This window comes from Vibrio intestinalis, assembly GCF_025195085.2.
GTDB lineage: Bacteria > Pseudomonadota > Gammaproteobacteria > Enterobacterales > Vibrionaceae > Vibrio > Vibrio intestinalis.
The window spans coordinates 1-19,125 of record NZ_JANAVY020000025.1 but is presented as its reverse complement, the minus strand read 5'-3'; the positions used below and the strand labels follow the sequence as shown (position 1 = coordinate 19,125).

Sequence of the window (19,125 nt, the reverse complement as noted above, 5' to 3'; positions counted from 1 at the left end):
GAATGCCTTTTATTTGCGTGCTTTATTTGAATGCGATTATTAGCATGGGTGGTTAAGCATAACCTACGCGGTGAAGCGCGATGGTGCTTTTGCGTTGATCACTTGCGTATCCGCAATGAGATCATGCATGCAACGCTTGTCACCTTTAAAGATCATTAAGCCGTTAATCACAGTGATGATAGAGCCGAGAAAAGGAATCGCGGTCAGTAGAGTAATTGGTATCGAACGAAAGAATACAATTCTACGAAATGTCGCTTGGCGGCCTTCCATATCAACAATAGCGATATCGAGCATCTTTTTGCCAATGGTTTGACCGTGTTTGTAAATCAGCGAAAGATTAATATACAAAACGGTAATCACGGTGATGATGCTAAAAACACTCAAAGCCTCAGGTGACGTACTGTATTGAACGTACATAGGCGCAAATGCTACCGCGATTGTAAAAGTCCAAACAGCGAAATCGATCAGGCTAGCACCTAAGCGTGCCCATCTTGAGGCTAACTCATCGTTATTATCGTTATTCATGCCTTTTTGTCCTAATGTTGCTTTTTAATTTGTATTGCAAAAGAGTCACTTGCCGCAAAGTGGCAGAGGTTCTTAAATTGTTCTGTAGGGAATAGAGAGAAAAAAGGCACCCTAACCTTAGGTTAGGATGCCTTAAAAGATGGTTTATTGTGGGGTTATGCCATTTGAATCTCAGCGCCACGCACATAGCTGCGCTTGATCACTTGTGTACCAGCAAAAAGGTCGTGAATGCAGCGTTTGTCATCACGGAAGATCAGCAAAATGTTGACGATAGCAAAGATGCCGCCAACAAAAGGAATCGCCGAAATAAGAGCCACAGGTAGCCAACGTAGGAAGATCACTTTAAGTAAGCGAGCTTGTTGGTTATTCATATCTACGATGGTAATACCCAGCGCCATTTTGCCAATGGTTTGGCCACGTGAATAGAGTAAGAACATGTTGATAGCAAGGATAGCAACAACTGCGATACCAATCGCAATGATAGGGCCGTCAGAAGGGTAACTGCTGTAACCGTAGCCGTAATCTGGTGTTAATGAAAAGCTCGCGATGACGGCAACAAGTATCCATACAAGGCCATCTACGATAGCTGCGCCAAAACGTGCCCAACGTGACGCTAACGCACTGTTATCTGCGTGTTCCATAATTTGTTATTCCTGTTTAGGTAATGGTTTGGTTGTAATTTTATAGTGGCGCTCAACGTTTTTGCTGATTCGCCCCCAATCAGAGTTCGCAACGCGCTGTTGATGGAAGTCGAATGCGGCTTGATCAACAAACTCTTCATAGACGTCAAAACGATTCGGATTATTTGGGTCTTGGGTGACCTGAAAACAAAGGCATCCTGACTCTTGCTCAGTTAATTGGCAGTGTTTCGTCAGTGCCTGCTTAACGGATGATAAGTCGTTGTCTGCGACAATGATAAAGCCGCTTAATACAATGATGTCCATGAAACGAGATGTAGTGCTACTTTTAATTGGGGAGGTATTGTACCGTTGAATTTTATAATTCCAAGTGTTGAAATCAAAAATGGAAGGCTTATCTAGTCTAAATTTACAAATTTACCGTGATTGACTAACCCTATGAAGTGAAAGGAATGTTTACTAAGTAGAAAATGGTCAGCCAATAAATAAAACGCCCACTAATGTGGGCGTTGTCGATGAAGGCATTCAAATTATAATGATCAGCACTCAGCTATTTTTTGCTCTTCTAATTGCTTCTGTTGTTCGAGCTGCTGGTGGTGTGCACGCTCACCAAGAAACGCATAAGTTAAGCAGACAATCGAGGTGATACAAGAGCCGACTAAGATAATAAAGCCGCCATCCCAGCCGAAGTGGTCTACGGTGTAGCCAAGTATTGCATTGGCTGCTACCGCGCCGCCTAGGTAGCCAAATAAGCCTGTTAAACCTGCGGCTGTACCCGCGGCTTTCTTCGGTGCTAGTTCTAGTGCGTATAAACCGATCAACATCACAGGGCCGTAAATCAAGAAGCCAATTGCCACCAATGCCATCATATCGATAGTTGGGTTACCCGCTGGGTTAAACCAGTAAACCATGACTGCCACGGTAACGAGAACCATAAACAAGATACCAGCAGGGGCGCGGCGGCCTTTAAACAGTTTGTCTGAGATCCAACCACACAGCAGTGTGCCCGGTATGCCCGCCCACTCATAAAGGAAGTAAGCCCAAGAAGATTTATCAACTGAGAACTCTTTGGCTTCTTTCAGGTAAACCGGAGCCCAGTCGAGCACACCGTAGCGAATCAAATAAACGAAAGCATTGGCAATCGCGATAGACCAAAGCAGCTTGTTGGAGAAAACATACTTAAAGAAGATCTCTTTAGCGGTCATCTCTTGTTCGTGTGATTGATTGTAGTCATCTGGATAATCGTCTTTGTACTCTTCAATCGGTGGCAGGCCACAAGATTGAGGGGTATCGCGTAGTGTGAACCAGATAAAGATCGCCACTAAAGTTGCGAAGAATGCAGGTACATAGAATGCAGTGCGCCAGTCGTCATTGAAGGCCCAAAGACCAAGAATAAACAAAGGACCAATTAAACCGCCACCGACATTGTGTGCCACGTTCCAAACAGAAACGATCTCACCCCGTTCTTTGCGTGACCACCAGTGCACCATGGTTCGTCCACAGGCGGGCCAACCCATACCTTGGAACCAGCCATTTAAGAACAGCAAAATAAACATGGCGGTAATACTGCCGGTTGCCCATGGCATAAAGCCAAAGCAGAACATGACCAAGGCTGACATTAATAGGCCTGCACTTAAAAAGTACCGAGGGTTAGAGCGGTCAGAAACGCTACCCATTAAAAATTTAGACAGGCCATAAGCGATAGAAACGGCAGCCAATGCGACACCTAAGTCGCCACGGCTGTAGCCCTGCTCGATTAGGTATGGCATTGCCAGACTGAAGTTTTTGCGAACTAGATAGTAACCTGCGTAGCCGACGAAAATACCGATAAACAGTTGCCAACGTAAGCGGGAGTATGTGCTATCGACTTTGCCTGCCGACAAACGGTCGATGTGTGCCTTAGGTTTGAATATTCCAAACATGAGGTACCTCATTATGTTTTTGAGCGATGGTAGGGGGACAAAAAACACAAACGAGCAAAAAAGAACTTCGTTCGAAAGTGAGTGCATTCTATGAAATTCCATTTTTATTTCTGTGATAAATGTTGCACAGGGATTAATTTATATTAAATACATGTAATTAGAATTGGTTAGTTAGAGGAAGATTCGATTTCCCCCAGATTTAGTTACTGTCCATAAATTGTATAAACGATAAAAAACGAACAAAAAGAAGTTATGGAGATTTAAATACGCTCAAGGGAATGTTTGATATGTCGCGTAGGCAGCGTTTTTGCCTTTTGAATTTGCGTAACCTAGTCGGCTCAAGCAAGCTAATTGCAACTAAAATAAACATAAAAACAAAAGGGTTCTTATCATGAGTGAGCAAAAATACATTGTTGCCCTAGACCAAGGCACGACAAGTTCTCGCGCTGTCATATTGGATCATGATGCGAATGTGGTAGGTGTCTCACAGCGTGAATTTAGTCAAATTTACCCGCAGGCAGGGTGGGTTGAACATGATCCGATGGAAATCTGGGCAAGCCAAAGCTCTACCCTAGTTGAAGTGATTGCTAAAACAGGCGTTCGTAGCGATCAAATCGCAGCTTTAGGTATCACTAATCAACGTGAAACCACCATAGTTTGGAACAAAGAAACTGGTAAGCCTGTCTACAATGCCATTGTGTGGCAATGCCGACGCACAGCGGATATGTGTGAACAGCTAAAGCAGCAAGGCTTGGAAGAGTACATTCGTGATAATACCGGTTTGGTGTTAGACCCTTACTTCTCAGCCACCAAAGTGAAGTGGATTTTAGATAACGTAGAAGGCGCGCGCGAACAAGCAGATGCAGGCAATTTACTGTTTGGTACTGTGGATACATGGCTCGTTTGGAAGATGACCCAAGGCCGCGTGCACGTAACGGATTATACCAACGCCTCACGTACCATGTTGTTCAATATCAATACCCTTAATTGGGATAAAACCCTATTACAAGCGCTGGACATTCCGGCCTCTATGATGCCAGAAGTTAAGCGCTCTTCGGAGGTGTACGGCCGCACCAATATTGGCGGTAAAGGAGGCACTCGTATTCCTATCGCGGGCATCGCCGGAGACCAACAAGCGGCGCTCTATGGTCAAATGTGTGTGCAAGCAGGCCAAGCGAAGAACACCTACGGCACAGGCTGCTTCTTGCTGATGAATACTGGCCAAGAGAAGGTGACATCCAGTAATGGCCTATTAACCACCTTAGCTTGTGGCCCGAGTGGTGAGCCAGCTTATGCTCTTGAAGGTGCGGTGTTTATGGGCGGCGCGGCCATTCAATGGCTGCGTGATGAGCTCAAAATTCTCGCTGGAGCAGAAGACTCAGAATACTTTGCCACGAAAGTGGACTCATCTAACGGCGTCTATGTAGTACCAGCATTTACCGGGCTTGGCGCGCCATATTGGGATGCCTATGCGCGCGGCACGATAGTTGGCCTGACGCGAGGTGTTAACTCCAATCATATTATTCGCGCCACACTAGAAAGTATTGCTTATCAAACCCGTGATGTACTCGATGCGATGCAGGCTGACTCGGGCATTCGCTTGGAGACCTTACGAGTGGATGGTGGCGCGGTAGCCAACAACTTTTTAATGCAATTTCAATCGGATGTATTAAACACGGAAGTCCATCGACCAAAAGTGACCGAAGTGACGGCGCTTGGCGCGGCTTATTTGGCTGGCCTTGCGGTTGGTTTTTGGAGCTGTATTGATGAACTAAAAGACAAAGCAACACTCGATAGAACGTTTGAACCCCATGAAGATGAGCTAAAACGACAACGAAGATATAAAGGTTGGAAACGCGCGATAAAATGCGCGCAAACTTGGTCTGAACTTCACGATGAAGACGATTAATACTTGCGGTTTTATCAATAAAAGAGTGCTTCGGCGCTCTTTTTTTGGCTTCGATCGCGGATTCGCGTCAGCATTGTCTTCTCACATCGCGCTAATTCGAGCACAATAGAGCAAGTTCTATTTTCGAATTGAAGCATTGGCGATCAGCAAAGCCAAGGGAGTGCGAAGTGAAGCAGATACCACGACACCAACAAATCGTTGAACTAGTTAAAAAGCAAGGTTACGTCAGTACTGATGAGCTTGTTGAACAGTTTAACGTTAGCCCGCAAACCATTCGCCGCGATCTTAATGATTTGGCCGACGAGAATAAGATTCGTCGTTATCATGGTGGTGCTACCATTCCTTTGAGCTCTGAAAATACCTCTTACAATACGCGCAAAACGCTCAACTTTAACGAGAAAGACGTGATTGCCGAAGAGTTAGTCAAACATATTCCAGACGGCGCAACGTTGTTTATTGATATCGGCACTACGCCTGAAGCCGTTGCAAGGGCAATCAATAAGAACCACAAACAACTTCGCGTAGTGACCAACAACATCAATGTCGCAACGATTCTGTTTCCTAATCCAGAGATCAAAGTCATTCTCGCTGGTGGCGAAGTGCGTAACCGTGATGGCGGCATCGTCGGGGAAGCGACGCTCGATTTTGTAAAACAATTTCGCTTAGATTTCGGTATCTTAGGGATTAGTGGTATCGATTATGATGGCTCACTGCTCGACTTTGATTACCATGAAGTGAGAGTAAAACAAGCCATCATTGATAATAGCCGCAGCGTATTCTTAGCGGTTGACCATACTAAGTTTGGTCGTAATGCGATGGTTAAACTTGGCAATATTGCTCAGTTAAATATGGTATTTACGGATAAGCAGCCACCAGATGAAATTCGCTCAATTTTGAAAGAAGCGTCTGTGCCTTTAGAAGTGATCGAAACCAGCTCGTCGGACTCCGTTCAAGGCTAAATTCCGTCATTGATAACTGCTTAATGCTAACCTCTGCTGTTGATCAGTGGAGGTTTTTTTGTGTCTAAATCACACAAAACGCTCATAAACGAAAATATATGATGACCGCAAACGAAACTCGATCTACGCTCTAATGAGTTTCTAAAATGCTCGTTCGCTCATCGAGAGGTCAAATTTATGAGTATCCAACAAAATTCTTCTACGAATAACACATCTACGACTTTAGACTTGATCGTCATTGGTGGCGGTATTAATGGTGCTGGTATTGCGGCTGATGCGGCCGGACGAGGGCTAAGTGTCGGTCTATATGAAGCCAATGATTTCGCCTCGGCTACTTCTTCGGCAAGTTCTAAATTGATCCACGGTGGCTTACGTTACCTAGAGCACTACGAGTTTCGTTTAGTTTCGGAAGCACTCGCAGAGCGCGAAGTTATTCTACGTAAAGCGCCTCATGTTGCGTTGCCAATGCGTTTTCGACTACCTCATCGCCCATTTTTGCGCCCAGCATGGATGATTCGCTGCGGTATGTTCCTGTATGACAACCTAGGCAAGCGCACCACACTGCCAGGCAGTAAAACCGTGAATCTGGCTAAATCGGGTTTACTCAAACCTGAGATGAAAATTGGTTTTGAATATTCAGATTGCTGGGTCGATGATGCGCGTTTGGTACTGCTTAATGTATTGGCAGCGAAAGAGAACAATGCCGAGGTACGTAATTACTGCCGCGTGGAAAAAGCGCATCGTGTTGGTGGTGTGTGGAATGTAACCATTCATGATGTGATGACAGGGCAACGTTTTGAGCGCAAAGCAAGAGCGTTGGTCAATGCCGCAGGTCCATGGGTTAAACAGTTCTTTGATGATGGTTTAGAGCAAGTTTCGCCGCGCAACATTCGTTTGATCAAAGGCTCACACATTGTCGTGCCGCGTATTCATGATGAGCCTCAAGCTTACATCATGCAAAACAAAGACAACCGCATTGTGTTTATGATCCCTTACTTAGATAAGTTCTCCATTATTGGTACAACCGACGTTGAATACAAAGGCGATCCGCGTGATGTGGCGATCTCAGATGATGAAGTCGATTACTTGATTGATATAGTTAATCAGCACTTTGTTCATCAATTGACTCGCGATGATGTGGTATGGACATACAGCGGCGTTCGCCCACTTTGTGATGATGAGTCTGACTCGCCACAAGCCATCACGCGTGATTACACCCTAGAGATAGAAGCTGAATTTGATCATGCGCCATTATTGTCAGTGTTTGGTGGTAAGTTGACTACTTACCGTAAGCTAGGTGAAGCTGCGATGAAGAAATTGGCGCCATACCTACCTACTATGGGCAGAGATTGGACGGCAACACACGCGCTACCAGGCGGTAACTTTAGTTGTACACGTGAGCAATTGGCGAAGCAAATTCACGCACATTACTCTTGGGCATCTGTTGAGCTTATTCAGCGCTACGTTAATCAGTTTGGCACGCAAACGTGGGAGCTACTGTCTGGCGTGACTAGTCAAGCGGATCTAGGCCACTGTTTCTCAGAGCAAGCAGAAGGGGTATATCAACTTGAAATTGATTACCTGATTAACGTTGAAATGGCGCTAACAGATGAAGATATTTTATGGCGTCGCACCAAGCTTGGCCTGTACATGAAAGAGGATGAGCAACAAGTGCTAGGTGATTATTTAAAGCAAAAGCTTGAGCAAAAAGTGGTGAACATTTCTCAAGCAAGTTAAGCGAACATTTCTCTTAAAAAGCCTGCAATTGCAGGCTTTATGTTTATGGGTTGTGATGGAATTGACCCAGATTAATAAAACGTTAACTAATTGCGCATCACAAGGCTGAAACCCGTAAGATACGTGCCGTTTAGAATAATGGCCAAGATTAGAGACAGTCTGTGAAACGAGAGCAATTTGAATTGTTAGCCCCTGGGGGAGATTTAGAGTCAATTAAGGCGGCAATAGCCGCGGGCGCAGATGCGATTTACTGTGGTTTAGACCGTTTTAATGCTCGCAACCGAGCAACCAACTTAACTCTAGAGAACCTAAACAGCGTTCTGGCGCTTGCTCATCAGCATCAGTGTAAGATCTTTCTTACCTTGAATGTGCTGATTTTAGAAAGCGAGATCGCCGCAATTGTTCGTTTACTAAGCCAACTGAATACCACTCAGATCGATGGTGTGATCATTCAAGATCTGGGCTTAGGTTATATTCTTAAACACCACTTTCCTGATTTGGATGTGCATGCTTCCACACAGCTTAATACGCACAACGAAGGGCAGATCCTCTTTTTAAATCAGATCGGCGCAAGCCGAGTTAATCTTTCCCGCGAGCTCAACATCAATGAAATTGCCCATTTGGCGCAATTTGGTTATCAGCACAACGTGTTGATGGAAGTGTTCGTTCATGGTTCTTACTGCATTGGCTTTTCGGGTTTGTGTTATATCAGTTCTGCACGTAATGGTGCATCGGGCAACCGTGGCCGTTGTAGTCAGCCATGTCGAGAGCAATACCAAACCACTGACATGGGCAACCAATACCCGCTTAACATGAAAGACAACTCAGCCTTTGGTGATCTGACTGCATTAGCGGAAGCGGGCGTTTATTCATTGAAAGTGGAAGGCCGAATCAAGAAGTCACACTACGTTTATACCGTAGTGGATAATTGGCGTCAGCAGATAGATCGCTTATGCGATAGTCAGCCATTGCTTACCGATACGCGCTCCCTTTACACTGTGTTCAACCGAGATTTCACCAACGGTTTCCTCAATGGTGAAATCGGTAAGCACATGTACATCGATAACCCGCGCGATCATGCCGTTAAGCATTTTTCGACTATTTATCAATGCACTTCAGAGCAGCAAATCAGCGCTGTGAAGAAAGAGCTGTACGATGCCAAAACGGAAATCATCCAAAAAGTAGAACGTGAAACGTCGAGCTTTGATGTTGAAAGCGTTAAATCAGGTAGTAGCTTGAAGGGGGCGATTGATGTACCTGAAATGCCTCAGCTTGCTAAGGCAGAGCCCGTTGAGCAGACTCGATTATCCGTTTTAATCTCATCACTGGATGACTTGCCTGACTGTCAACACCCAGAGGTAGAGGTTTACCTGCAAATGCCAATGGACTTTGCCGCTCAGTGTGATGATTTAATCGCGGTATTTAAGGCGAATCCAGCGCTTAAACCGTGGTTCCCTGCCATTATGCTTAATGATGATTACCTTGCAGTAGAGCGTTTTCTTGCTGAGGTTAGGCCGAGTGTACTTATCACCAATAATGCTGGTGTGGGGCATCTTGCAGCGAAACTGTCGCTCAATTGGATTGCCGGTTCACAGCTTAATACAACCAACTCTTACGCGCTGCATTGCTTGCAGCAAGAGTATGGTGCTGCGGGCGCGTTTTTATCGGAAGAGCTTAACTTCAAGCAGATGCGTCATATTAAGCGACCGCAAGGTATGCGCACCTACTATAACGTGTATCGACCAAATACCTTGTTAACTAGCCGACAGTGTTTATTTCAACAAACCTCTGGCTGTAAGAAGATCAAGCTCAACAAAGGGTGTTTAAAGCGTTGTAGCAAGCGCACTTCCATCATCAACCTCAAAGATGCGCCTTATATTGTTCATAAACAAAAAGGCAGCCATAACAGTTTGTACAGTGAGCACAATGTACTCAACCTGCAAGTTATTGATCAGCTAAGCCACTTACTGACGGATGTGATGGTCGATTTACGTCAAATTGAGACAGAAACTAAAGTGACGGTGAGTAAAGCAGAGTTGATCGCGTTATTTCTTGCTGCGCTCAATAAACAAGAGCATCAAAGTAGCGTCGAGCAACTACATCAAGTGGTTGCGCCAACGCTCAACAAGCAGTATCAAAAAGGCTTGTAAGTAATTTCAGACAGGGGCGGGCGACTGCCCCTACTTTTAGTATTAGGCTTCCTTTCGCCAACAAAAGTAGCGCTCATTCGCTAGAGCGAGCATCGGCCTATCTTCATAGGTATCACCGTAAGCGTATACCTTTGGGTAATCATCGAGATTGAGCGAGCGTTGAATCGCTTTGACCTTATTTTCCAAACTGCAATCACCATACACATAGCGACCTGTATAGCGCTCACCTTTCTGTTCTAGCTCACTACACAGCAGTTTTACCCCATGTTGCTCACACCACGCTTGTAAGTAGGGGCTAAGCGATGCCGAGACAACGTAAACATCGTCCCCTTGTTGTTGGTGCCACTGCAAGCGCTCAAGTGCATTAGGCCGAATCACTTGCGATAAAAACTCTTGGTTGTAGCGTTCGGCAATTTGGTTCACCTTATTTACGCTACGCTGCCAAAACGCCACGCGTGACAATATTGGCCGAGTTTTGCTAGCGGGTAGCTTGCCCATTTTGTACAGCAACACCACAGGCCAAACCAACAGCATGCCCAATACTAAGCGGTATTTTGGCGTGGCATAAAAGAGAAATGCCGTATAAGCATCTTGGCTGGTCAGCGTGCCATCAAAATCAAATAGGGCTAAGTTGGCTTGTTTAGTCACTGTGCCTGCCTTGCTTATCCGCGCTGAGTTAGATGGGGTAATATCGCTCACATTTGTTCCTTGGGCATGCATATCAGTAATAAAAAGGCACTGTAACACGATGTTTATTGGTGATTGAAGGGGAAGTAGGAGGCAAGATGAGTCAACGCCCCATTTCTAACCCTATGATTTTTAATATAAATAAAAATAGGTAAAGAAAACTATATCTATTTAATTTACACCGTGTATAGTGTTAACTAGCTCAAACAGTGAGCTATTGATAACTTATAGTTCAAGACCTTCTCAGTTCCTTTCGATTTGATTCGTCATATCCTGCGATACCTTTTGCTTCAAGCCTTATTTAGTAGCTCCAATTTTTAATTAATCTATCGAGATATAATACATGTCTAATAAAACAACTGGCACAGTAAAATGGTTTAACGAAACTAAAGGCTTTGGCTTCATCGCACCTGATGACGGCAGCGCAGACGTATTCGTTCACTTCCGTGCGATTGTTAGCGATGGCTTCAAAACTCTAGCTGAAGGCCAAAAAGTAGCTTTTAACGTTGAGCAAGGTGGCAAAGGCCCACAAGCTGCTGACGTTACAGTACTTTAAGTATATAGGTGAGGTCTTGCTTTCTTGTGAAGGCGAGACCTCTTCTTTTCCAGCGCTAATCCGCGCATACACGCTCACTCATACCCTCAATAAACCTCTCCTGATTTATCTACCTATTTTTATTCTAATTTCCTCGTTTAGCCGATAACCATTTTTCATCAATAGGTTAGGTATTCTCGTATCTAGAAATTGCGCTTAAAAAAGAAACAGACCCAACAGTATGATGCATTTGGAGATGGATGCTCCGCTAAAGGTGCACTGATCGGAACAAACGTTAGAATGCTATTTAGGTAACTATAATCTTTATTCGGTTACGTGTGTTTTTTAGATCATTGTGCCTAGAGTGCGGCAGTATTTGAGAGCCTTGTTATTGGCAGTGAAATGTCAAAGAGAACATCTAAGCGCTTTTTAACATGGCTGAGTTTATAAATGATCACTCCACAATTGGTCGAGCTCACACCAACCGAAACCATTTAATTGCGCCCTGTTTATCTTCTCAGAAATCTCTAAGTAAAATGCTTCTTGTTTAAGAACAACAACTATACCCGCGTCATTTAACCAATGTTTGAGTGCTAACAATGCATTCATAGCTAGATCAAAGTTCGGTTCGTTTTTAATTGAGTACAAACTTTGTTCGACGGTTTCTAATATCTCTGGAGATAGTTTTAAGTCTTCAAATGGGAAGCGACGGAAGAACTTAAGCCAGGCTACAAAGCTGTCATTCTCATCAATAATACTGCATAGAGTGACGTCTTTTGTAGCAAGGTAGTTTCCATATTCCACACATGAGTGGTTATCACCAATCTCAGATAACTGATGGAATAGAGCTTGGCATTCAGAGGTATCTTCAATAGTGAATTCGCGATTTTGTAAAGACTGTGCTGGGTTTTGGATTTTTAAAAATGTTGAACTAAAACTCTGTAGAGAAGATGTACGATCGCCAGCAATAGTTGTAGTTTTTTCAGGTAGCTTCATGCACACCTGATTTTGGGCGCAAGCTTTACTTTGTGCCCAGTCAGGATAGACCCACAACTCGACTTGATTGAGGATTGGTGTTCCGTGAGAATACAAGCTATTGCGGCATAATCTCAGCATTTTGCTTGAGAAAATATCTAATGAATACGCGCCAGAGCCAATGAGTCTATCGGTGGTGGAGTAATCAAATATGGAAGCCTCAACTTGAGCAAGTAAGCGAGGTAAATACCAATCAGGTTGATTCAATCTTACTACGATCACATTACCAGATAAGACCGTCACCTCAATAATATGCTGATAACAGCGGTGCCATACTTTGCTTCCACATAGTGAGGAAAGGCAGCGTACTATGTCTTGAGGTTCCAGTGTTCGACCATTATGGAATTGAACGCCATTGCGGATTTGGAAGCGCCATTCTGTTGCATCTTGATTCGCTTTCCAATTGTAAGCCAAATCTCCACAGACCTTACCGTGTTGAATAGAGGTCAGGCGTTGGCAAATCTGCATCACCAAGAAACGCTCAGTACGTCTAAGCACGCGTCGAGGGTGAAGTTTTTCCAGCTCTCGGTGAAACGGAATATAGGCGATATTCTGAGCCGATTGATTGTTGCTGTTTAGAAAGGCTTGAAGTTCTGTACTAGCGTTTCGGCCATTAAAGCTTAAGGTATTGAATACTTGTTCTATATTGCCAGCGTTAGTTTGTTCTTGGGCAAATCGGTAACATGCATCAATGGGCTCAACCAAACACGTCAATAGTGCTTTCTTGTTGCGCCCTGCGCTCGCTTGCCATTTTATCCAACCTTGTGCCGTCATTGCTTTGAGTAAGGTTTGTACGTGACGTTCACTTACATGCAGCAATGTTGCTAGTTGTTGAACCTGACAGTGTGAAACTCCAGGTCCAAACGCTTGAAATATTTTCTCATACAGTTCAAGTTTGCGCTTAAGGTTGCCCAATTTACTTTCCCTAACGACGAGGCTGAGTTAAATGCTGATAGCCAGATTCAAAGAGTGCTTTTTCCATTGTATCGAGAACTTGATAGGTAATCTCTGATTTTAAGATAGACGATTCAGTTTTGCCTTGTATAACCAGCTCTGAAAAGTGATCAATTTCAAACTCGAATCCATTTCCATTCACTCGTCGATTGATAGTCGATTTTTTTCCTAGATGCTCTATCTCAATACATTCAGGGTTCCACCATTTTTCTTTAATAGTAATGTTGATGCCTGGTCCTCTTATATGGGCAGATCTAGGAAGGTTTTCCACTATCGAGGCTGATATTTTGCCGCTTATGTCACCTGAAAACGTAAAATCGGCATCGGTATCGACTCTGGAACTCTCATGAAGGCATGACATGTGTGTCTGAGGCGCTGAAGGTGTCACGTCAAGCGTATGGCACAGATCATAGAAGAACCAAAGCCCGTAGACTCCTACATCGAGAGTTGCTCCTCCTGCCAATTCAGGATTGAAGATAAATAGCTCAGGATCAGGGTCATGTTCGTTACCAAAGCTAGCTTCTATGAAGTCAATTTGAATGTTGTTGTTAACCAAGAATGATTTGAGCTCGCGGTAAGCGGGAAAGACGACGGTTTTCATTGCTTCTAGCAACATCACATTATTTTTCTTCGCGAGGGCTTTCATCGCTATCCAGTCTCCAATATTGGTAAAAGCGGGTTTCTCGACCAACACGTGCTTGTTATGCGTTAGAAACAATTTGGTTAGTGGTAGGTGGTATGGGTGAACCGTCGCGATATAAACCGCTTCAACGTTAGGATTACTTGCCATTTCTTCATAAGAGCCATGAGCATTGACACAACCATATTTTTTGGCAAATTGGGCTGCTCTCGATTGGTCTCTTGCTGCTACCGCATAGAGTTCTCCATGTCGACAGTGTTCTGTTAATGCCGTTGCGAATCGATTGGCAATATTACCAAGCCCTGCGATGCCCCATTTAACTTTCGGTTGTGTATCTCTCATCATTTACTCCTGTTCGCTGTTTTGTATCAGTGTGCCAAGAGAAGCCACATACAAATAGAGAACAGATTTCTCAACCTGTTCTCTATTTGATTTATTTTAGAGCGCTGTGGAGTGGTTCTGAACGATTGAGGCTTTAAACATGGCTACCAACTGAGTCGTTTAACTCTCTGTGCTAATCAAATCCGATTGCTATTACACCGCCTTTGAAACTAACTCTCTAGCGCAATAGATTGCATCTTTGGTTTCAACGTCGACGACTTGAATTGCATCAAAGCGGTCGGCGTTTTTGACGGCGACATCGTGCGCCAAAATGACAAACTTGGCGTGAGCTATATCTTTAGCGGTAATTCGATTGGAGATGCCGTTGGCACCTTGGGTTTCGACTTTAATTTTAACTCCCAACTGCGCTGCGGCTTTTTCTAACGAGCGTGCAGCAAGAAAGGTGTGCGCAACACCAGATGGGCACGCGGTTACTGCGAGAACGTCAGCGACACCTTCTTCCGTAATTTGGTCGCCGACTGGTTGATTATCAAAGCTGCTATTGTCTTGCACGACGTTCTTTTTCAGGGAGATAACGATGATGGCCGTGGTCAAAGCACCAAAGACTGTCCCGAGAATGTAACCAATCAAGCCATCGACAACCGGCAACACAATCCAGCCGCTTTTTATTAAATTATCCACTCAGCGATAAGCGTGTAAGATTTTCTAATCTAGTTGTGCCTAAAATCAGCCAGAATCAATATTCCTTGACCTATCTAATACTCTATAGTTTAACCTTGGTTCTTCACCATTAATAACAGGTTATTTGATATGGACTTTATGCTTCTAAAGCACCCGCAGGCTGAATCACTAAAACAACTGTTCACGCTGACCTTTAGCGACTCTGAGGGGCCAGAAGAAGGAAAGGTAGTAGGTCAGCTGGCTAAAGACCTTCTTGAACAGACTAACAGCGATGATATTTACGTGTTTGCTGCGATGGAGCATGATGAGTTAGTTGGTGCAATCTACTTTACTCGTCTTTGGTTTGAATCAGATAAAGTGGCATTTCTACTCGCTCCAGTTGCTATACGTACTGACTTTCAAGGCAAAGGCGTTGGTCAGAAGCTTATTCAATATGGCTTAGAGGGGATGGCCGAGCGTGGGGCATCACTTGCGTTTACATATGGAGATCCAGCATTTTATGGCCGTATTGGCTTTGAACGCATTACAACAGAACAGTTTTCTGCTCCACGTCAATTGAGCTATCCCCATGGCTGGCTTGCTAAATCACTAACTCAATACCCTCTAGAGCCCATTGCAGGTCCTTCTAGATGTGTAGAGGCGTTTAATAAGCCAGAGTTATGGTAACGGGCGATCTTCTTCGAGATTGTGGGGTAGATGTTATGCTAACTCACAATTGCCCCAAAACGAGTTAGACCAATTGCACTTAGCGGGGCTGGAGCCAGCCCTTTTGGTATACTTTTCCTTATAACTCTATAACTCTATAACTCTATAACTCTATAACTAATATAGCCTAACCAAAAACCGAGGATGTACACCATATAAACCTATTTACTTCCGTCCCCCTGTATAGCGAATCACTTTCATCATCGCTCGGAGCATACAGTTAGGAATCGGAGCCATATAGGATTTTACACCTTGAATAAACGCAGGCCTTTTTTCTACTTTATTCATCCAGCGTGACACATGCGGATAATCTTTTAATGAATAGGCGAAAACTCTGCCAAGCAGATATACAGTTGGAAACCACGCAATATCAGCCAAGGAATAGTCTTTTCCTACTAAGTAACGCTGCTGGCTTAACCTTTGCTCAAGTTCAGATAATACGTGTGCTATTCTTTGCTCTGACTCCCTAAGAGTGACCATTGCATCTCCTGCAACACGGTCATTATGGAATTGAGACCGATGAGGTACATATTGGTCATAAAAAGCTTTTTGTTCTGGAGTTGGGAATCTCCCGAAACCCTTAGCGTATAACCATGGGACTATGTACTCCATATGCGATTTAGATGCCAACTCAAGCAAATAATCTATCTGTATTTTTTCCTGTAAATCACTGGACACAAGAGAAGTTTCTGGAAATGCTTCTTCTATATAACGAAGTATGGTGATGCTGTCCCCCATAGTTTTGCCATTGTGGACAATAGCTGGAACATCACAGGTGGGGTTTATTACTTGGTATTCAGAAGTTAATTGCTCACCTTTGAGTAGATCGACAATATGAACCTGCACATCGAGTTTTTTTTCGGCTACGGCAAGCATGACTCGACCCGCACAGTTGGAGTAAGGGTTACAGAATAAATGAAGACCTTGGAGTGCTGATACATTATTAGGGATCATAAGAATATTTATTTTTCGCTCTTGTTGGCTATCTTGGAATTTTTTAAGAATTAGTAACCCAGCTTAGGGAAATGAACGTGAACCGTGCCTACTTCATCATCCTCTCGGTGTAAAATAATAGTTTTATCATCTTCGCCTACAATAATGCCCTCGACACCGTCATTCATTTCCGCCATAAAACCTCCATTGCGATAAGTAATTTTTTCACCAATTCGGGAGGAATGCAGATATTGCTCACTTACTGGCATAGGTGAAGACTCCCGAGCAATATCGAGACACTTGCGACCATCAACTTCTGCAAACTTTCCAGTGCCCATCGCGGACATTCTTAAATACCACTGTTTTAGATGCTCTAACCCTTTAGCAATTTTTAACTTATTAATCGTGTCAAGATAGTAAATCATTGTGTAAGCGCTAAAATCAACGGATGTCGGCTGCTCTTCCGTCAACATGAACTTGTGGCCATGCAACTGGTCGTTCAATTCCTCCAGATAGCTTCTCGCAATCGCCACTTTTTCTTTATGTGATAGTTCTGCGTTGGGAATAGTGATCTTCTTTGCAAGTTTTGCTCTATCAGTAATAAAGTGCCACGCATGACTTGGGGGCATGTTTCTGAAATATGCGATAAGCAGTTCTAATGGTTGAATCGAACCAAATATTGAAGTATTTCCAGCCAATTCTATCCTTTCAGACCATTGCAGAGCTTCCCCTTCAGAAGGGTAAGTGATTAAAGAACTTTCATGATTATGCTTTGCCATCATTCGAAGGATCAGTTCTGAATCGCAATAAAGATCCGCTCCCATTTGTAGAATTGGAATTCTTCGGCTGTATTCACCCACTAGCGCCTGTTCGATAGGTCTCGGTATGCCTTTTGGAGCAATAAAAGAGAGGTATGGCTGTTCAAGGTATCCCATAAGTAACATGATTTTTTGGGCATAAGGTGACTTGAGTGAACGGTGCAGTATTGGTGTTCTCATAGAAAGACTCACTTTAATAAATAGAATCCATGGATTATATATCCATGGATGTAAATATATAGTCCATGGATTACACCTGTCAAATGGTTTATGATTTTGACATTGATAAGCAGGATACAACTACTGGCACCGACGGTTAGGGTGTGATACATGAGAACTTAGGAGTATAGGTTGGCAAACAAACAATCAATCATAGATGGCGACTTCCCAATAGAGTCGAAAATTCTTGCTTTGATAGCCTGCATCGGCCAAGAGCAAAAAATGGAAATGACAAGGCGTATAAAGCACACTGGGCTGTCGTTAACGCAGCTTCAATTGCTGCATATTCTTTCTCAAGCACCGCTGGAAGGATTAACGATCAATCAGTTAAAAGCATTGATGGTGGATGACAGTCCCAATGTTTCAAGGGCGGTCAACAAACTGGTTGATGGTGGTTATGCTATAAAAGAACGCAGTGAAACTGATCAACGAATTGTGCATGTTCAGATAACAGAATCTGGTGAGTTAGTTCACGTGGAATGTGACAAGAGCTTAATGGGGATTTCTTTGGGGCTAAGTGAAAGCGAAGTACAAAGTTTATACGAGCTTCTCAGAAAAATGTGACGTCTTGTAACCTGATATCCCAAAAAAATCCTCTCCATTCCTTATGTTTCTTTTCTATTCCCTAAAATAAATAGAAATATCGTGACATTTTCTTAGTTATATCTTGGTCTTACACAACTAACCCAGTTCAAGTGAGTTAGACTGTATGCTCTAACTCACTTCTGTTAGTCTTTAACTATTAACGCTGATTTATCTGAGCCTGTACAGAAGTTGCTCCTAACATCGTAATTCGATAAGGCTTTCCACCTTTTGAGCTGATCAATCTCTTACTTTTCAGCTTTTTAAAGACTTCCATATTGCAATTAGATAAACCATAACCTTCACGGGTGAAGCAAGTGATTTCAACTAATTTTTTATTCTCATTTCGGTAGCAACGAATTTCTCCGCCCAATGCTAGCGTATGAAGTACACGTTGTTCTTGTTTCGATATGTTCAAAGGATCTCTCCACTTGTATTTAAAAATTGTTCCTTATGGTTAGTTTGAATTTGTGCTTGTCGAACTCTGCGCCAAACACGGGTTTATACAATGCTAATTTGTGTTTTATTCAAAAATTACCTTGTTATTTATTTTTAATTTCATAACTACAAGTCGGTCGTGGCGACACTCAATCGCATACAGATCGCTTGCGGTATGAGGGGCGCCATATTAATTACACTTGCTCACTTGGATGTCCCCACATCACAGGTTCAGCGTAAGGACCTTCAAGAGTCGAAGTCGATTCGCCAATACCATCTAGTGCGCCTTGTGTTAGTTCTCTTGCAAACCAACACTCTAAAGGTGCTTGAGTTTTTACTGGTGGCAACACATTGTGAGGCGTGTTGTAGCGGTTTCCATAATGGAATGGTTCACCCATAACAAAGATCACGTCAGCGTCCAATTCTTTTTCTGCTTCTTCCATCAATCGTGTTGCGTAGCCTTTCCCTTGGTAGTCAGGCAATACTGCAAGTGGTGCTAGTACATAGCATTTAAGATGAGGTGCCTTATCAATCGTAATTGGTGTATAGCAGGCGTGAGCTACTCCCTCATACACAATCGAGTAACTACCATCTGCAATAAGGGTGGGATCGAACTTTAACCACTGAAAATAAAAGACTTTATTTTATTGGGAACTTTTCAAGGTAATCACGATCTGATCATGAAGTTAAAAATATGAGAAACTCGTGCATGATTA

Annotated in this window: 17 protein-coding genes and 2 pseudogenes; 7 read left to right on the top strand and 12 right to left on the bottom strand. The window is 43.5% G+C overall.

The window, feature by feature from the left end:
• Positions 1-63: 63 nt before the first annotated feature.
• The 4 genes from MU515_RS19540 to glpT all read right to left on the bottom strand — a co-directional run bounded on the left by MU515_RS19540 (position 64) and on the right by glpT (position 3,085).
• Positions 64-525, bottom strand: a complete 462-nt coding sequence (locus MU515_RS19540) for an RDD family protein (protein WP_260262084.1) — start codon at positions 523-525, stop codon at positions 64-66.
• A gap of 155 nt (positions 526-680) precedes the next feature.
• Positions 681-1,166: an RDD family protein gene (locus MU515_RS19535; RefSeq protein ID WP_260262083.1), complete on the bottom strand. Its 486-nt coding sequence runs from the start codon at positions 1,164-1,166 to the stop codon at positions 681-683.
• 6 nt (positions 1,167-1,172) lie between these two features.
• Positions 1,173-1,469 (bottom strand): putative quinol monooxygenase, encoded by a 297-nt coding sequence (locus tag MU515_RS19530; RefSeq protein WP_260262082.1) that lies wholly within the window; start codon positions 1,467-1,469, stop codon positions 1,173-1,175.
• 233 nt (positions 1,470-1,702) lie between these two features.
• A complete protein-coding gene (gene glpT, locus MU515_RS19525; protein ID WP_260262081.1) occupies positions 1,703-3,085 on the bottom strand; it encodes a glycerol-3-phosphate transporter in 1,383 nt (460 codons plus the stop codon).
• A gap of 391 nt (positions 3,086-3,476) precedes the next feature.
• Between glpT and glpK the strand changes: the two genes are divergently transcribed.
• The 4 genes from glpK (at position 3,477) to MU515_RS19505 (ending at position 9,840) form a co-directional block, all read left to right on the top strand.
• A complete protein-coding gene (gene glpK, locus MU515_RS19520) occupies positions 3,477-4,994 on the top strand; it encodes a glycerol kinase GlpK (RefSeq protein ID WP_260262080.1) in 1,518 nt (505 codons plus the stop codon).
• A gap of 167 nt (positions 4,995-5,161) precedes the next feature.
• Positions 5,162-5,953: a DeoR/GlpR family transcriptional regulator gene (locus MU515_RS19515; protein WP_260262079.1), complete on the top strand. Its 792-nt coding sequence runs from the start codon at positions 5,162-5,164 to the stop codon at positions 5,951-5,953.
• A gap of 177 nt (positions 5,954-6,130) precedes the next feature.
• Positions 6,131-7,690, top strand: a complete 1,560-nt coding sequence (gene glpD / locus MU515_RS19510) for a glycerol-3-phosphate dehydrogenase (RefSeq protein ID WP_260262078.1) — start codon at positions 6,131-6,133, stop codon at positions 7,688-7,690.
• Positions 7,691-7,851: 161 nt separating this feature from the next.
• Entirely contained in the window at positions 7,852-9,840 is a 1,989-nt protein-coding gene (locus MU515_RS19505; protein WP_260262077.1) for a U32 family peptidase, read from the top strand.
• Between the two features lie 42 nt (positions 9,841-9,882).
• Here the strand turns inward: MU515_RS19505 and MU515_RS19500 are convergent, their stop codons facing one another.
• Entirely contained in the window at positions 9,883-10,539 is a 657-nt protein-coding gene (locus MU515_RS19500; protein ID WP_349775481.1) for an HAD family hydrolase, read from the bottom strand.
• Between the two features lie 331 nt (positions 10,540-10,870).
• Between MU515_RS19500 and cspE the strand changes: the two genes are divergently transcribed.
• Complete coding sequence (cspE, locus tag MU515_RS19495) at positions 10,871-11,083, top strand: transcription antiterminator/RNA stability regulator CspE (protein ID WP_260262076.1); 213 nt, start codon at positions 10,871-10,873, stop codon at positions 11,081-11,083.
• Positions 11,084-11,506: 423 nt separating this feature from the next.
• Here the strand turns inward: cspE and MU515_RS19490 are convergent, their stop codons facing one another.
• The 3 genes and pseudogenes from MU515_RS19490 to MU515_RS19480 form a co-directional block, all read right to left on the bottom strand.
• Positions 11,507-13,012: an SgrR family transcriptional regulator gene (locus MU515_RS19490; RefSeq protein WP_260262075.1), complete on the bottom strand. Its 1,506-nt coding sequence runs from the start codon at positions 13,010-13,012 to the stop codon at positions 11,507-11,509.
• 10 nt (positions 13,013-13,022) lie between these two features.
• Positions 13,023-14,033 (bottom strand): Gfo/Idh/MocA family protein, encoded by a 1,011-nt coding sequence (locus MU515_RS19485; RefSeq protein WP_260262074.1) that lies wholly within the window; start codon positions 14,031-14,033, stop codon positions 13,023-13,025.
• A 192-nt stretch (positions 14,034-14,225) separates the two neighbouring features.
• Positions 14,226-14,693 (bottom strand): annotated as a pseudogene (locus MU515_RS19480) (PTS fructose transporter subunit IIB); the annotation flags it as partial.
• Positions 14,694-14,843: 150 nt separating this feature from the next.
• On the opposite strand from MU515_RS19480, the gene MU515_RS19475 reads away from it, so the two are divergent.
• Positions 14,844-15,380, top strand: a complete 537-nt coding sequence (locus tag MU515_RS19475; RefSeq protein ID WP_260262072.1) for a GNAT family N-acetyltransferase — start codon at positions 14,844-14,846, stop codon at positions 15,378-15,380.
• 204 nt (positions 15,381-15,584) lie between these two features.
• Here the strand turns inward: MU515_RS19475 and MU515_RS19470 are convergent, their stop codons facing one another.
• Both MU515_RS19470 and MU515_RS19465 read right to left on the bottom strand, forming a co-directional pair.
• Positions 15,585-16,373: a glutathione S-transferase family protein gene (locus MU515_RS19470; RefSeq protein ID WP_260262071.1), complete on the bottom strand. Its 789-nt coding sequence runs from the start codon at positions 16,371-16,373 to the stop codon at positions 15,585-15,587.
• Positions 16,374-16,423: 50 nt separating this feature from the next.
• A complete protein-coding gene (locus MU515_RS19465; RefSeq protein WP_260262070.1) occupies positions 16,424-17,350 on the bottom strand; it encodes a glutathione S-transferase in 927 nt (308 codons plus the stop codon).
• A gap of 171 nt (positions 17,351-17,521) precedes the next feature.
• Here MU515_RS19465 and MU515_RS19460 point away from each other — a divergent pair, with 171 nt between their 5' ends.
• On the top strand, positions 17,522-17,953 hold the full coding sequence (locus MU515_RS19460; protein WP_260262069.1) for a MarR family winged helix-turn-helix transcriptional regulator: 432 nt from the start codon (positions 17,522-17,524) through the stop codon (positions 17,951-17,953).
• A 178-nt stretch (positions 17,954-18,131) separates the two neighbouring features.
• Here MU515_RS19460 and MU515_RS19455 read toward each other — a convergent pair whose 3' ends face one another.
• On the bottom strand, positions 18,132-18,389 hold the full coding sequence (locus tag MU515_RS19455; RefSeq protein WP_260262068.1) for a YjhX family toxin: 258 nt from the start codon (positions 18,387-18,389) through the stop codon (positions 18,132-18,134).
• 214 nt (positions 18,390-18,603) lie between these two features.
• A pseudogene (locus tag MU515_RS19450) lies at positions 18,604-19,017 on the bottom strand (GNAT family N-acetyltransferase); the annotation flags it as partial.
• Between the last annotated feature and the right edge of the window lie 108 nt (positions 19,018-19,125).